At 63.5% G+C, this 15,346-nt stretch carries 15 protein-coding genes; 9 read left to right on the top strand and 6 right to left on the bottom strand.

What is annotated here, in order from left to right; translation table 11 throughout:
- Positions 1 to 26 precede the first annotated feature (26 nt).
- Positions 27 to 770: a DUF5131 family protein gene (locus NTH_RS19775; RefSeq protein ID WP_338531619.1), complete on the top strand. Its 744-nt coding sequence runs from the start codon at positions 27 to 29 to the stop codon at positions 768 to 770.
- Here NTH_RS19775 and NTH_RS19770 read toward each other — a convergent pair.
- Complete coding sequence (locus NTH_RS19770) at positions 767 to 1,588, bottom strand: three-Cys-motif partner protein TcmP (protein ID WP_338531618.1); 822 nt, start codon at positions 1,586 to 1,588, stop codon at positions 767 to 769. The two genes, NTH_RS19775 and NTH_RS19770, sit on opposite strands and share 4 nt — an antisense overlap.
- Positions 1,589 to 2,169: 581 nt before the next feature.
- Here NTH_RS19770 and NTH_RS19765 point away from each other — a divergent pair.
- From NTH_RS19765 to NTH_RS19730, 8 genes are all read left to right on the top strand, one after another.
- On the top strand, positions 2,170 to 3,327 hold the full coding sequence (locus NTH_RS19765; RefSeq protein WP_338531617.1) for a septal ring lytic transglycosylase RlpA family protein: 1,158 nt from the start codon (positions 2,170 to 2,172) through the stop codon (positions 3,325 to 3,327).
- Positions 3,328 to 3,606: 279 nt separating this feature from the next.
- Positions 3,607 to 4,689, top strand: a complete 1,083-nt coding sequence (locus NTH_RS19760) for a D-alanyl-D-alanine carboxypeptidase family protein (RefSeq protein ID WP_338531970.1) — start codon at positions 3,607 to 3,609, stop codon at positions 4,687 to 4,689.
- 167 nt (positions 4,690 to 4,856) lie between these two features.
- Positions 4,857 to 5,519: a dTMP kinase gene (tmk, locus tag NTH_RS19755; RefSeq protein WP_338531969.1), complete on the top strand. Its 663-nt coding sequence runs from the start codon at positions 4,857 to 4,859 to the stop codon at positions 5,517 to 5,519.
- Positions 5,512 to 6,582 carry a DNA polymerase III subunit delta' gene (locus NTH_RS19750; protein ID WP_338531616.1) on the top strand — a complete coding sequence of 357 codons (1,071 nt, stop codon included), beginning with the start codon at positions 5,512 to 5,514 and terminating at the stop codon, positions 6,580 to 6,582. The genes tmk and NTH_RS19750 overlap by 8 nt, the downstream gene beginning before the upstream one ends.
- An 81-nt stretch (positions 6,583 to 6,663) precedes the next feature.
- The gene (metG, locus tag NTH_RS19745; protein WP_338531615.1) at positions 6,664 to 8,220 is read left to right on the top strand and encodes a methionine--tRNA ligase; all 1,557 of its coding nucleotides are present in this window, start codon (positions 6,664 to 6,666) and stop codon (positions 8,218 to 8,220) included.
- Positions 8,221 to 9,015 carry a TatD family hydrolase gene (locus NTH_RS19740; protein WP_338531614.1) on the top strand — a complete coding sequence of 265 codons (795 nt, stop codon included), beginning with the start codon at positions 8,221 to 8,223 and terminating at the stop codon, positions 9,013 to 9,015.
- Entirely contained in the window at positions 9,016 to 9,834 is an 819-nt protein-coding gene (locus NTH_RS19735; protein ID WP_338531613.1) for an MBL fold metallo-hydrolase, read from the top strand.
- 16 nt (positions 9,835 to 9,850) lie between these two features.
- Positions 9,851 to 10,318, top strand: coding sequence for a YbaK/EbsC family protein (locus NTH_RS19730; protein WP_338531612.1), 468 nt, complete (start codon positions 9,851 to 9,853; stop codon positions 10,316 to 10,318).
- Positions 10,319 to 10,609: 291 nt separating this feature from the next.
- Here the strand turns inward: NTH_RS19730 and NTH_RS19725 are convergent, their stop codons facing one another.
- The 5 genes from NTH_RS19725 to NTH_RS19705 form a co-directional block, all read right to left on the bottom strand.
- Complete coding sequence (locus tag NTH_RS19725) at positions 10,610 to 11,593, bottom strand: branched-chain amino acid ABC transporter permease (RefSeq protein WP_338531611.1); 984 nt, start codon at positions 11,591 to 11,593, stop codon at positions 10,610 to 10,612.
- Complete coding sequence (locus NTH_RS19720; RefSeq protein ID WP_338531610.1) at positions 11,593 to 12,480, bottom strand: branched-chain amino acid ABC transporter permease; 888 nt, start codon at positions 12,478 to 12,480, stop codon at positions 11,593 to 11,595. Before NTH_RS19720 ends, NTH_RS19725 begins: the two co-directional genes overlap by 1 nt.
- 64 nt (positions 12,481 to 12,544) lie before the next feature.
- Positions 12,545 to 13,744, bottom strand: a complete 1,200-nt coding sequence (locus NTH_RS19715) for an ABC transporter substrate-binding protein (RefSeq protein ID WP_338531609.1) — start codon at positions 13,742 to 13,744, stop codon at positions 12,545 to 12,547.
- A 61-nt stretch (positions 13,745 to 13,805) separates the two neighbouring features.
- Positions 13,806 to 14,558 carry an ABC transporter ATP-binding protein gene (locus tag NTH_RS19710; RefSeq protein WP_338531608.1) on the bottom strand — a complete coding sequence of 251 codons (753 nt, stop codon included), beginning with the start codon at positions 14,556 to 14,558 and terminating at the stop codon, positions 13,806 to 13,808.
- The gene (locus NTH_RS19705) at positions 14,551 to 15,306 is read right to left on the bottom strand and encodes an ABC transporter ATP-binding protein (RefSeq protein WP_338531607.1); all 756 of its coding nucleotides are present in this window, start codon (positions 15,304 to 15,306) and stop codon (positions 14,551 to 14,553) included. Before NTH_RS19705 ends, NTH_RS19710 begins: the two co-directional genes overlap by 8 nt.
- Positions 15,307 to 15,346: the final 40 nt, after the last annotated feature.

Raw genomic sequence — 15,346 nt, 5'->3', positions numbered from 1 at the left:
CCATGAATGTGAAGGAGAATCTTCCTATGGCAGATACATCGATTGAATGGACAGATGCGACATGGAATCCGGTGGCTGGCTGCACGGTTCTGACCGCCGGCTGCACCAATTGCTATGCGATGCGGATGGCTGCGCGGCTCGAAGCGATGGGGACCGAGAAATACCAGGGCCTCACACGCAAAAGCGGCGGCCGCGCCAAGTGGACCGGGAAGATCTTTCTTGATCGGAAGTCTCTATCGACGCCGGCGACATGGTCGAAGCCGAGGCGGGTATTCGTCAACTCTATGTCCGATCTATTCCACGCCGACGTGCCACCCGACTTCATCGCTGATGTATGGAAGGTGATGGAAGCCACGCCGCGCCATACTTATCAGATACTGACAAAGCGGCCCGACCGCATGGTAGAGATCGTACCTGACCTTCCGAAGCTGCCGAATGTCTGGCTTGGCACGAGCGTTGAGGATAGCCGAGTTCTGCATCGCATCGACGAACTGCGAAATGTACCCGCAATCATTCGGTTTATATCGTTCGAGCCGCTGATCGGATCTGTCGCGGGGGCAGATCTCACTGACATTCACTGGGCGATCGTCGGAGGCGAAAGCGGTCCACAGGCACGGTACATGGACCCGTCGTGGGTTGACGAGATCGAACGGACATGCCGGCGTACAGGAACGTCTTTCTTCTTCAAGCAGTGGGGAGGGAAGAACAAGAAGGCAGCGGGTCGGCTGCTCAACGGCCGCACTTATGACGAGATGCCGGCGGCGATCTAGAACAGCTGGCCTTGGCCGCTATCGGTCGCAGCCTTCCAGAATGCGAGGGCGAGTTCATGCCGCGCGGCCAGAGTCAGCCAGTAAAGGTGCTGTCCTCGACTTCCAGTGATCAACTGCATATCGGTTGATGCTGCCATCCCGAGGTCCTCAACCTTTGTTTTCCAGAGATCGAAAACGGCGCGGCGGATGGCTGTGAACGGCTGATTAAGATCGACTTCAGATCGCCAGCCAGGAACGAAGCGGTCGAAAGCCGATGCCTGGGCCTGAACGTTCAGCCATGTGTTGCGCTGCAGGTCCATCTTGCTGATGTGGACCAGCATGTCTATGCGCTTACGCTTCGACAGTGTCTCGACAACAGAGAAATCGAATGCGCCGAGATTGTACGGATCGATAAAGGCAAAGTGCAGTCCATATGGATGCAACTTCGCACGGATTGCCTTTGCAGTGCTGACGGCATCTCCATGAAAGGTCTCGACGGGAGCGTTGAGCCGATGCAACCGTTCCGCAGCGTATCCAAGCCGTTGGAGATCTGCATCAGCGATAAAGACGGAACTGAACGGCGTCTTCGCCCGCACACTCTCATTCCACGCGGCGACACAGCCGCCTTCGATGAACTCGCCTGTGCGCCTAATCTTTGCCCTGCCAGGCCCGCAGAACAGATCAATGTAAGTGGCGCCGGCTTTATTGGCCCCGATCCACTTGGCCCGCACGCCGCGCGAAATTGAGACATAACGGCAAAGCGACGATATCTTATCCTTTGCCCACTTCCCGACCTCTTCGGCCGGCAGGCCGTCATCGCCCGCCACCAGATTTCCCATGCTGTGCGCCCCTTCCTATGTCGCATCCAGGTCGCGTGAACATCACCAGAACGGCCTGCTACCATTTTGCTACCCAATTCGGTAGCACAAAAGAAAACCAGATGTGACAGAACGGGAAGATTTTCATGCAAAACGTTGAAAAACCAGGACATGACAGGAAGATTGGGGAAGGGTAGGGACAGCCGTAAGCGAATTTCAAGACCGGTGCCTTAAACCGCTCGGCCATCCCTCCTGCGCTTTCCTCTATGCGCGCGGCGCGGGTTTTTCAAGCTTGGCGGGTTGGGAAACGGGAATTGTGGCGAAAGGCGCGCGTCTGCACATTTTCGCCTCACTTGTCCGACATAGGATTCATCTCGTGCTAATGTTTTCATGCACATTGGTGAGCGTGGTCGAGGGGCAGGCGCCGCGTTGTCCGGCTGGTTTTCGGGAATGGCGCCGCCTGTGCGGCAGGATGCGTCTTTGTGATCGCGGGCCGGTCCTGCAAGTGTTTGAATCATGCACGTGCTTTCCGGGAACCGGTTGCGGTTCCCGGGTCTCTGTTTCAAAAAGAATTCCTGGGGGAACTGCATAAGATGGGGACAATGAAGCGGTTGAACGGTGTCGGCTTCGGGCTTGCCCTGCCTCTCATTCTCGCTGTTCCCCTGGTCGTTTCCGGCTGCGCCAGCCCGGAGCCCAAGTCGAAGGTAGGGAAGGGCGCCAGCAAGGAATATTTCGCAGAATCCAAATATGGCGTGAAGGCCAGTCCGCGGGTAACCGCGGCGGCTTCGAACCTGCCGCGCGGCGGGGGCCGCTACCAGGTGGGCAAGCCCTATCAGATCCGCGGCAAATGGTATTATCCCAAGGAAGACCCCGATTACGTGAAAGTGGGCGCCGCCTCCTGGTATGGCGATGCCTTTCACGGCCGGCTCACCGCCAATGGCGAAATCTACGACATGACCAATCTGACGGCCGCGCATCCGACCATGCCGCTGCCCAGCTATGTGCGGGTCACCAATCTCGACAATGACAGCTCGCTGATCGTGCGGGTCAACGATCGCGGCCCGTTCCACGGCAATCGCATCATCGATCTGTCCAAGCGCGCGGCGGAGCTGCTCGACTACACCAGCTCCGGCGTTGCCAAGGTCAAGGTGGAATATGTCGGGCCGGCGCCGATCGAGGGCAGGGACGACCAGTTCCTCATGGCGTCCTACCGTCCGGGCGGGGCAGGGGCCGATCCGTTCTCGGACGGGCTGCCCTCCGGCGTCATGATCGCCATGAACGGGCCCACGCCGACGCAACAGGTGAATGTGGCCGCGGCCGCCTTCGCAAGCCAGCCGGCGATGGCTGCAGGAGCCGCCGGCGCGGCAAGCGGCGCCAACCTGCTGCCGCAGGTGGGGCCGCTGGTGCCCGACCGCCCCAACGCCGGACCGTTTCAGGGCACGGACGTTGCCCTGCTTTCCTATGCGGATCAGCGCGTGAGCGCCGCTGCCGGCGTGTTCGACGAAATCGTCAAGCAGCCGGGAACGGCAGAACCGTCAGGGCCCTATATCAATCTCGGCGTATGGACCACGAAGGCGGATGTGGCCCGCATCGAGGACAGTCTGGCGGGTCTTGGGACGCTCCATGTCAACAGGACCGGCGGGGAGGGCGACGCCGCCTATTCGCTGGCTCTCGTCCCGTCAGGCGCGGGCGATCTCGACGCGATGCTGCGCGCGGCCTGGCAGGCCGGTGCGCCGGATGCCTTCGCCGTACGCAACTGACATCCTCCTGCGAACGCAAGAGTGTTGCGGGCCTGCCGTCTGCCGATATAACCTCTTTCAGGCGGAGTTCGGGTCGGAGCATCGCGCGTGCGTCCGGGCGTGCAGGCCAAGCGTGCAGGGAAGTGTTCTGCCTTTTGATCTTCCGCGGTTGTGCGGATCTCGGGTGCTGCCGCCCGTCCGCGACGTTTAGAGGAATTCGGGGTGCTGCGCGGGGCGTTTTCAATCGCGATCTGGCTGTCGTTCCTGGCCCTGGTGCTTGTCGGGCCGGTTCACGCACAGATGTTCGAAACCAAGGCCAGCCGGGCTTTCATGATCGAGGCCGAAACCGGAACGGTTCTTTTCTCGAAGAACCCGGACGAGCCCTTCCCGCCAGCCTCGCTTGCCAAGCTGATGACCGTTGAAGTGGTTTTCAACGCACTCAAGTCCGGCAGGCTGTCGCCTGACGAAACGTTCTATGTGAGCGAGAACGCCTGGCGGACGGGCGGCGCGGTGTCGGGCACGTCAACCATGTTCGCGGAGGTCAAGTCCTCGGTTCCGCTGGAAGCGCTCGTCCAGGGCGTCATCGTGCAGTCGGCCAATGATGGCTGCATCGTCATCGCCGAAGGCATGGCAGGCTCGGAGGAAAACTTCGCGCGCCTGATGACGGAGCGGGCCAGAACCCTCGGCCTCGACACCTCGACATTCGTCAATTCGACGGGCCTGCCGGCTGCCGGGCAGGCCGTCACCGCCCGCGAGATGACCCAGCTGGCCCTGCATATCTGGCGCGAATATCCCCGGTACTACGGCTATTTCGCGCAGCCGGACTTCGAGTGGAACGGCATTCGCCAGCGCAATCGCAACCCGCTTCTGCCCATGGACATCGGCGCCGACGGGCTGAAAACGGGGTTCACGGAAGAATCAGGTTACGCCATCGTCGCCTCGGTGGAGCGGGACGGGCGCCGGCTTTTCGCGACGCTGGGCGGCATGGAAAGCGAGACCGAGCGGGCGGAGGAGGCGCGCAAGATGCTCGACTGGGGCATGCGCGCCTTTGAGAAGCGTGAAGTGTTCGCGGAAGGCGACATCGTCGGCGAGGCAAGCGTCTATGGCGGAGCCAGGGGCACGGTCAGGCTCCGCGCCAAAGGGGCGCTCTCCATACTCGTGCCGACCACCGAACCCGAACGCATGAGCGCGCGCATCGTCTATCAGGGGCCCATCAAGGCGCCGGTGCAGGAAGGCGAGGAGGTCGCCCGGCTGCAGATATGGTTCGATGAAACGCTCAGCCAGGAGACGCCCCTTTACACCGCCGAATCCATCGACCGGGGCAAGCTCCACGAGCGGGCGCTGGACGCGGTCGCCGAGTTGCTGGTGGGCTGGATGCGCTGAACCCGCCTCCGTCGATACCCGTTATCGCCTGTTTCGCTCCGGCCGTGCGGCCGAGCGGCGCTTGCGTTGAAAGAATGGACCTGAACCAGCCGGGCCACTAAGTAGGTGGCATGAACACAAGGTCAGGCGGAATCGCCCGGCAATCGCACAAGGACTGGATCAGCGGATTGGCACGGGGATTTTTCATATCGTTCGAAGGCGGCGAGGGTGCCGGCAAGTCGACGCAGATACGGCTGTTGGCCGAAGCGCTCTCCGCCGAAGGCCATGAGGTGGTGACGACGCGGGAGCCAGGCGGCTCGCCGGGCGCCGAGGCGGTGCGCCATGTGCTCCTGTCCGGCGCCGCAGAACCGCTCGGACCCACGATGGAGGCCGTCCTGTTCGCGGCCGCCCGCTCCGACCATGTGGAACAGGTCATCCGCCCGGCGCTGGACCGGGGCGCCGTCGTCCTGTGCGACCGGTTCTTCGATTCGTCGCGCGTCTATCAGGGCGTGACGGGCGGGCTCGACAGCGACTTCATGGCTGCCCTCGAGCGGGTCACGGTCAATGGTGTCGTGCCCGACGTGACCATCATCCTCGACATCGACCCGCAGGAGGGCCTGCGCCGCGCCGTCGCCCGCAGGGGCGATGAGAGCGCCGACCGCTTCGAGAAGGAAACCGTCGACATGCACCGCCGCCGCCGCGAGGCCTTTCTCGACATCGCGCGCCGGGAACCCGGGCGCTGCGTCGTCGTGGACGCGTCCCTGCCGCCCGAGGAAATCGCCGGACAGGTCCTGGAGATCGTGCGGCGCGCCATGGACAGCCACCGGGAAAAGGACGCAAGTCATGTTTGAGCGGATGGCGCCCGAACAGCATGACACGCTGCCCGATATTCCCGAACCGGGCGAGAACCCCTTTCTCGCCGGCCACGGCGAAGCCCGCAGCGCGCTGGCTGGTGCCTATCGGTCGGGCAGGCTTCACCACGCGCTGCTTTTCGCCGGCCCCCCCGGGATCGGCAAGGCAACGCTCGCCTTTCACTTCGCCCAGCACATCTTCGCCCATCCTGATCCCGGAAAGGCGCCCGGCGAAATGGCGCCGCCGGATCCGGCCTCGCAAGCTTTCCGTCAGGCGGCGCAGGGCGCCCATTCCGGCCTCCTGCATCTCACGCGGCCCTTCGTGGAGCGCGACAAGAAGTTCAAGACCGTCATCACGGTCGACGAGATCAGGCGCGTCAGCAGGTTTCTCTCGCTGACGCCGCCGGACGGCGGCTATCGCGTTGTGCTCGTCGACCCTGCCGACGACATGAATGTCAGCGCGGCCAATGCGCTGCTGAAGAGCCTCGAGGAGCCGCCGGCCAGGACGCTGTTCATCCTGATCGCGCACTCGCTCGGGCGCCTACTGCCGACGATCCGCTCGCGCTGTCAGGTCGTCAAGCTGCAGCCGCTTCAAGCTCCGGAGCTGGAAGACCTGCTCGGCAGGCTGGGCGCGGACATGCCCGACGAGGCGGGACTGCGTCATCTGCTCATCGAGCGGTCGCGTGGGAGCGCCCGCAACGCGGTCCTTCTGACGCAGTTCGGCGGGCTGGAGCTGACGCAGGTGCTGGATCGCCTCTTAAGCGGCCGCCGCTTCAACGTCGCCGAAGCCCATCGGCTGGCGGAGGCCGCCACCGGACGCGACCGGCAGGTGCAGTTCGATATTCTCAACCGCGCCTGCCTCGATCTCCTTTCCGACACGGCCGCCCAAGCCGCCCGCGATGGCGACATCCAGACCGGTGAAAGACTGGCAGCCGAATGGGAGGGACTGGCGCGGGCGATAGAGGATGCCGAGACATACAATCTCGACCGCAAGCAGCATATCCTCGGCATGCTCGGGCGGCTGCACCGGACGCTTGGCGGGCTTCACAGCCAAAGCGCATGAACGCATGGCAATCGGCGGCGCGATGCGCTATCTGGCTGTGACTTGAAGACCCACCCTCGGACGATCCGGATATTCTGCTCCATGGCGCGCGAAAAATTCTATATCACGACGGCGATTTCCTATCCGAACGGCAGCCCGCATATCGGCCATGCCTACGAGCTCATTGCCACCGACGCGCTGGCCCGGTTCCAGCGCTGCGACGGCAAGGACGTGCTCTTTCTCACCGGCACCGACGAGCATGGCATCAAGATGCTGCAGACGGCGCGCAAGGAAGGAATATCGGCCAGGGAACTGGCCGATCGGAACACGCCCAAATTCCAGCGCATGGCGCAAGCGCTGAACGCCTCCAATGACGATTTCATCCGCACCACGGAGGAGCGCCACCACATTGCCTCGCAGGCGATCTGGAAAGCCATGGCGGCTAGGGGCGACATCTATCTCGGCAGCTATTCCGGCTGGTACTCCGTGCGCGACGAAGCCTATTACGGCGAGGAAGAAACGCGTGTCGGTGAGGAGGGGGTGCGCTACGGACCGCAAGGAACCCCCGTCGAGTGGGTCGAGGAGGAGAGCTATTTCTTCAAGCTCTCGGCCTATCAGGACAAGCTGCTGGCGCTCTACGAGACCAGTCCCGACTTCATAGGCCCGGCCGAGCGGCGCAACGAGATCGTGAGTTTCGTCAGGCAGGGCTTGCGGGATCTTTCCATCTCCCGCACCACGTTCGACTGGGGCGTACCGGTTCCCGGAGACGAAAAACATGTCATGTATGTGTGGGTCGACGCGCTGACGAATTACATCACCGCAGCCGGTTATCCTGATGAAAAATCTGAGAAATGGCGTTACTGGCCTGCGGATGCGCACATTATCGGCAAGGACATCACCCGCTTCCATTCGATCTATTGGCCGGCCTTCCTGATGTCGGCGGGCATCGACCTGCCGAAGCGCATTTTCGGTCACGGCTTCCTGTTCAATCGCGGGGAGAAGATGTCGAAGTCGGTCGGCAACGTGATCGACCCGTTCGCGCTGGTGGAGCATTACGGGCTCGACCAGGTGCGCTATTTCCTGTTGCGCGAAGTGCCCTTCGGCCAGGACGGCAGCTACAGCCACGATGCCATCGTCAATCGCACCAACGCGGATCTTGCCAACGATCTGGGCAATCTGGCGCAGCGCTCGCTTTCGATGATCGCCAAGAATTGCGGCGGACAGGTGCCGGCGAGGGGCGTGCCGGCGGAGGCGGACGAAAAGATATTGCGGCAGGCGCTCGATGCGCTGGCGACGGCGCGGCAGGCCATGGCGCGGCAGGCGATCCACACGGCGCTGGCGGCGGTTTTCGAGGTGGTTGCCGAGAGTAACCGCTATTTCGCGGGGCAGGAGCCCTGGGCCCTCAAGAAGACCGACCCGGCCCGCATGGAAACGGTGCTCTACACCACCGCCGAGGCCATCCGCCGGATCGCGATCCTGTGCCAGCCGTTCATCCCGGCGTCGGCTGCCAAGCTGCTCGACCTCCTGGCAGTGCCTGCCGAAAAGCGGCAGTTCACCGACATCGGCATGGAAGGGGCCCTGGAGCCGGGCGCGCCGCTGCCGCCGCCCCAGCCGGTCTTCCCGCGCTACGTCGCGGAGGACGGGGCAGCGGAGGCCTGAATGCTCGTCGACAGCCATTGTCATCTCGACTTCCCCGATTTCGCAGATGAGCGCGACGCGGTGATCGCCCGCGCGGGCGAGGCCGGAGTGGGCCTCATGGTCACGATTTCGACCCGCGTGCGCCGGTTTCCAGACATACTGGCGATAGCGGAGGCCTACGAGAACGTCTTCTGCACGGTGGGCACGCATCCACACAATGCCGGCGAGGAAACGGATGTGACGGCCCAGGAGCTGATCCGGCTGGCCGGGCATCCCAAGGTCGTCGGCATCGGCGAGGCGGGGCTCGACTATCACTACGACAAGGCGCCGCGCGACCTCCAGGCGAGCGGGTTCCGCACGCATATCGCGGCCGCGCGCGAGACCCGGCTGCCGCTCGTCATCCACGCACGGAACGCCGATGCGGACATCGCGGCCATCCTGGAGGAGGAAACGGGGAAGGGGGCCTTCCCCTTCATCCTGCACTGTTTCTCGTCCGGTCCCGAGCTGGCGCGCAAGGGCGTGGAGCTTGGCGGCTACGTCTCCTTTTCGGGCATCCTGACGTTCAAGAAATCCGACGAGCTCCGCGAGATCGCGCGCCAGGTGCCGCGTGACCGGCTGCTCGTGGAAACGGACGCGCCCTATCTTGCCCCCGTTCCGCATCGCGGAAGGCGCAACGAGCCTTCTTTCGTGGCCCATACCGCGGCCGTGCTCGCCGAAACGATCGGGCTCGGCGCCGAAGAGACGGCGGAGTTGACCACGGCCAACTTCCTGCGTGTCTTCGACAAGGTGCCGCCGAAAGCCGGGCAGGGCATCTGAATGGGCGACCGGCTGCGGCTGACCATATTGGGCTGCGGCTCGTCGCCAGGCGTGCCGCGCATCACCGGCGACTGGGGCGCCTGCGATCCCTCCAATCCGCGCAACCGCCGCAGGCGGGCTGCGGCCATGGTCGAGCGGGTGGCCGAGAACGGCGCAACGACGCGCGTCGCCATCGACACCGGTCCTGATTTTCGGGATCAGATGATCGATGCCGGGGTCGGCGGCCTGGACGCCGTCGTCTACACCCACGCCCATGCCGATCACATCCACGGCATCGACGATCTGCGCGGCTATGTGCTCGCGCAGCAAAAGCTGATGGACATCTACGCCGACCGCCCGACCATGGAACGGCTCAGGGAAGCCTTCGCTTATTGCTTCGAAACGCCGGCGGGCAGCAACTATCCGCCCATTCTTGCGCCGCACATCATCGGCCACGACGCAGCATTCGAGATCGAAGGCTCCGGCGGACGGCTCACTTTCATGCCGATACCGCAGATCCACGGCGACATGACTTCGCTCGGATTCCGGGTCGGGGCGATGGCCTATTGTTCCGACGTCAGCGCGTTTCCGCCGCAAGCGGTGGAGCGCCTGCAGGATCTTGACCTGCTGGTGATCGACGCCCTGCAATATCGGCCGCACCCGAGCCATTTCTCGCTCGACGAGGCGCTGGAATGGGTGGCGCGGCTGGCACCGCGGCGAGCCGTTCTGACCCACATGCACACGCCCATGGACTATGCGGCGGTGGAGCGGCAGACGCCGGCCCATATAGCGCCCGCTTATGATGGCATGACAATTGAAATACCGGCTATAATCGACTGATATCGAGGGAAAATCCATGTCCAGGAGCATTGATCGCGTGCGCCGTGCCGCCGAAGAAGCCGGGCTGGAGATCGACGTCAGGCGCATGGGAGAATCCACGCGCACGGCGGAAGAAGCCGCTCAGCAATGCGGATGCGCCGTGGCGCAGATCGTGAAATCGCTGATCTTCACGGGCGGCAAAACCGGCCGGCTCTATCTGTTCCTGGTCTCCGGTTCGAGGCAACTCGACCTGGCCAAGGCGTCGGCGCTGATCGGGGAGCCGCTGCAGCGTGCCGATCCAAGGCGCATCCGTGAGGAAACCGGCTTCGCGATCGGCGGCGTTTCACCGCTCGGCCAGCCCGACAGTGTGCGCCGCTACGCGGACGAGAGCCTGTTGGGCTTCGATACGGTCTGGTCCGCCGCCGGCGCACACGATGCCGTTTTCTCCGCCGCGCCGGCGGCATTGCTGGCTGCGGCAAAGGCCGAGGGTGCAGACATCACCTAGAGCGCCGAGCGTCATTGGGACGACAAGGACGCTCCAAATACTTCGGATCGACGCATCGTGCTTTCCAAACCGGTTTGCGGGCCGATAATGCTGTAGGCGATGGGGAGGGCGCAGCCGCCGCGGCGCGAGGCACCCGGCCGACGCTGGATGGGTAGGCAGGAGCGATCCGGAGCACACCTCAATTTCGAATCCATCTGCCTGCATCGGTAGATCGCATAAGATAGATTATGGAACTCTTTCGTGCGCCGGAAAGCACATCCTCAGGCGCGAAGATGGTTTCTCATCCGAAAGTTACAACGGTTTCTTTGTCCACTTTGCGATGACGCCGACAATCCCTTCGCGGAACAGGAGCACGGCGATGACGAAGATGGCCCCCTGGATGATCGTCACCCAATCGCCAAACGACGCGAGATAGTTCTGCATGGTCACGATCACTGCGGCACCGACCAGCGGACCGAAGACCGTTCCCATGCCGCCCAGCAGCGTCATCAGCACAACCTCGCCCGACATCGCCCAATAGACGTCGGTAAGAGAAGCCAGCTGGAAAACGATGGCCTTGGTCGCGCCGGCCAGACCCGACAAGGCCGCCGACAGGACGAAGACGGTCAGCTTGTAACGATTGACGTGATAGCCGAGCGAGACCGCGCGCGCCTCGTTCTGGCGGATTGCCTTCAGCACCTGCCCGAACGGCGAATGGATGATGCGGTAGATAAGAAGGATGCCGGCGAAAAAGATGGCGAGCACGAAGAAATACAGCGGCTCGGGCCGGCTGAGATCGAAGAGCCCGAAGAGATGGCCGCGCGGCACCGCCTGGATGCCGTCCTCGCCGCCGGTGAATGGCGCCTGCAGCGAGAAGAAATAGACCATCTGGGCGAATGCCAGGGTCACCATGGCGAAATAGATGCCCTGGCGGCGGATGGCCAGCGCGCCGAAGACCAGGCCCAGCACGGCCGCGACCAGCGTGCCGGACAGGATGGCCAGTTCGGGCGTCAGGCCCCATATCTTGGCCGCGTGCGCGCTGACATAGCTCGCCATGCCGAAATAGGCTGCGTGGCCGAAGGAAAGCAGCCCGCCATAGCCCAGCAGAAGATTGAAGGCGGCGGCAAAAAGCGCAAAGCACAGAACCTTCATCAGGAAGACCGGATAGAGCACGAACGGCGCTACCACAAGCCCTGCCAGAAGCAGTGAAAACAGCACGATATGATGGCGCGGGATGCCTATTGGCTCACGCAGATTCGGCACGGGCGCGGCCACGACGTCGCTATTCCCCGCCATCAGATTTCCCTCCCAAAGAGCCCGGCCGGCTTCACAAGAAGCACGATGGCCATGATCACGAATACCACCACGGCGGAACCTTCCGGATAGAAAACACGCGTCAGGCCCTCGACCAGCCCCAGCCCAAAACCTGTGATGATGGAACCCAGAATCGACCCCATGCCGCCGATGACCACCACGGCGAAGACGACGATGATGAGGTTTTCGCCCATGATCGGGTTGACCGAGTAGATCGGTGCGGCAAGGACACCGGCAAAGGCGGCCAGAGCCACGCCGAAGCCGTAGGTTGCGGTGATCAGCAGCGGCACGTTGATGCCGAACGCCCCGACCAGCGTCGGGTTCTCGGTCGCGGCGCGCAGATAGGCGCCGAGCCTGGTCTTTTCGATGACGAACCAGGTGCCGAAGCAGACGATTGCCGATGCGAGGATGACCCAGGCACGCGAGACCGGCAGGTACATGAAGCCGAGATTATAGCCGCCCGACAACAGCGCCGGCGCGCTGTAAGGCAGTCCCGAGACGCCGAATTGCTGCTTGAAGATGCCGGTGATGATGAGGGCGAGGCCGAATGTCAGCAGCAGGCCGTAAAGATGATCGAGATGGTAGAGCCGCCGGATGAACAGCCTCTCCATGACGACGCCCAGGAGGCCGACCGTCAGCGGCGCCAGAAGCAGCGCCCACCAGTAGCCGATCCCGAGATAGTTGAGCAGCATCCACGCGACGAAAGCGCCCAGCATGTACTGCGCGCCGTGGGTGAAATTGATGATGTTGAGCAGTCCGAAAATGACCGCCAGTCCAAGGCTGAGCACGGCATAGAACGAGCCGTTGATAAGCCCCAGAAGCAGCTGGCCGAAGAGCGCCTGCGGCGGAATTCCGATGAGTTCGAACATGCGCTTGTCCCGTCCCCGTCAAACCGTGCGGGCGCGCCGGGGCGCGCCCGCACGAAGGCCGCTACTACTGTTTGGCCATCTCGCACTCGCCGTCTTCGATGGAACGGAAGGCCTCTTCCGCCGGAATGGTGGACAGGAGCTTGAAGTAGTCTTCCTCGCCCGTCGATTCGTCCGGCGACTTCACCTGCAGCAGATACATGTCATGCATGTGCCGGCCATCCTTGCGGATGGTTGCCTCTCCGAAAACCGGGTCGTTCGACGGATTGGCCTTCATCCACTCCAGAACGGCGTCGGCATCGTCGCTGCCGACCGCTTCGACGCCCTTCAGGTAGTGCAGCACCGCGGAATAGACGCCGGCCTGGACCATGGTCGGGTTCTTGCCGTGGTTCTCCTTGAAGCGGGCGGCGAAGGCCGCCGTATCCTCATTGCGGTCGGCAAGGAAGGCATTGGTCAGCACCAGCCCCTGCGCCGTCTCGAGCCCGAGCGCCGCGACGTCGGTGGAGAAGATCAGCAGGCCGGCAAGGCTCTGGCCGCCCTGGACGATGCCGAATTCGGCAGCCTGCTTGATCGAGTTGACGGTATCGCCGCCGGCATTTGCGAGCCCGATCACCTTGGCGCCCGAGGCCTGGGCCTGAAGCAGGAAGGACGAGAAGTCGCTCGAGCTCAGCGGATGGCGAACGCTGCCGACCACCTCGCCGCCCGATGCCTCGACCACTGCGGCCGTGTCACGCTCGAGCGCGTGGCCGAAGGCGTAGTCCGCGGTCAGGAAGAACCAGGTGTCGCCGCCCTGCTCCACCATGGCCTTGCCGGTGCCGTTGGCCAGCGAATAGGTGTCGTAGGTCCAGTGGATGGTGTTGGGCGAGCACGCCTTGCCGGTCAGGTCCGATGTTGCCGGTCCCGAAGCGAGAAACACCTTGTCCTTCTCGCGCACGACCTCGTTCACGGCGAGCGCCACCGAGGAGGTCGGCACGTCGACGATGACGTCGACTTCTTCGGTGTCTATCCACTGGCGGGCGATGTTGGAGCCCACATCCGGCTTGTTCTGATGGTCGGCCGACAGGATCTCGACCGCTATGCCCTTGCTGGCGGCATCGAAGTCCTCGACCGCCATGCGCGCGGCAACGACGGAGCCCTCGCCGGCAAGGTCGGCGTAAAGCCCGGAGCGATCGTTGAGAACGCCGATCTTCACGTCGGTGTCGGCGAATGCCGGGACGGCCATCGCGGCGATGGCGGCCGTGGCAAGCAGTGCCTTTGCAAATTTCATTCTTCTTCTCCTCCTGCGTTTCGGCCCTTGTTCTTGTCGGGGGCCTGGTTTGCCTGTCGGCTTACACGCCCAGATAGGCGTGCAGCTTTTCCATATTGGCCTCCAACTCGGCCTTGGGGATGATGTCGATCACCCTGCCCTGCTCAACCACGTAGTGCCGGTCGGCGAGGGAAGCGGCGAAATGGAAGTTCTGCTCGACCAGCACGATGGTGAAGCCCTCGCGCTTGAGCCGTGCGATCGTGGCGCCGATCTGCTGCACGATGACCGGGGCGAGCCCCTCCGTGGGCTCGTCGAGCAGCAAAAGCTTGGCGCCGGTCCGCAGGATGCGTCCGATGGCCAGCATCTGCTGCTCGCCGCCGGAAAGCTTCGTGCCCTGGCTGGAAAGCCGCTCCTTGAGATTGGGAAACAGCTCGAAAATGCGATCGAGGCTCAGGCCGCCGGGCTTCACCTGGGGCGGCAGCAGCAGGTTTTCCTCGACGGAGAGGCTGGCGAAGATGCCGCGTTCTTCCGGGCATAGCGCAATGCCGCGGCGGGCGATCTTGCGGGCCGGCTCGCCGATCAGCTCCGTTCCGCCGAACCGCACGGAGCCCGTGCGCTTGGGCAGGATGCCCATGATGGCCTTGAGCGTCGTCGTCTTGCCGGCGCCGTTGCGCCCGAGCAGGGTCACGACCTCGCCTTCCCGCACGTCGAAGGCCATGCCGTGCAGCACATGGCTTTCGCCGTACCAGCCATGCAGATCGGAGACGGACAAAAGCGCTTCGCCACCCGTTTCGGCGCCTTTGGCATCCGTTCCGGCGACCACCGCCTCACTCATGACCGCCTCCGATATATGCCTCGATCACGCGCTCATCCTTTGAAATGGATGCATAGTCGCCCTCCGCCAGCACCTGGCCGCGCGCCAGCACCGTGATGCGGTCGGAAAGATCGGCCACGACTGACAGATTGTGCTCGACCATCAGCACCGTACGGCTCTTGGCTACCCGCTTGATGAGCGTCGAGATGCGATCGATATCTTCCTGCGTCATGCCGGCCATCGGCTCGTCGAGCAGCAGCATTTCCGGGTCGAGCGCCAATGTGGTGGCGATCTCGAGCGCGCGCTTGCGGCCATAGGGCAGTTCTTCGGCCAGCGTGCCGGAAAACTCGGTCAGCCCGACCTCCTCGAGCAAGGCGGCGGCGCGATCGTCGAACACCGAAAGGACCTTTTCGGACCGCCAGAAATCATAGCTGTCGCCGCGTTCGCGCTGCAGCGCGATGCGGACATTCTCGAGCGCCGTCATGTGCGGGAATACCGCCGAGATCTGAAAGGACCGCACCATGCCCAGCCGTGCGATGCCCGCCGGCGGCAGCGACGTGATGTCCCGGCCGTTATAGGTGATCTGCCCGCGCGTCGGCGACAGGAACTTCGTCAAAAGGTTGAAGCACGTCGTCTTGCCGGCGCCGTTGGGTCCGATCAGCGCGTGGACGGTGCCGCGCTGGACCATGAGATTCACGCCATTGACCGCGAAGAAGCCTCGGAATTCCTTGGTCAGATCTTGGGCGGCAAGTATCACCCCGTCGCTCATGCGGTCGGTTCCTCCTCCAGGCGATTGCGGGGGCGTCTTC

This window comes from Nitratireductor thuwali, assembly GCF_036621415.1.
Classification (GTDB): domain Bacteria; phylum Pseudomonadota; class Alphaproteobacteria; order Rhizobiales; family Rhizobiaceae; genus Chelativorans; species Chelativorans thuwali.
The sequence above is the reverse complement of the archived record's forward strand: the minus strand, read 5'-3'. Positions and strand labels throughout refer to the sequence as shown.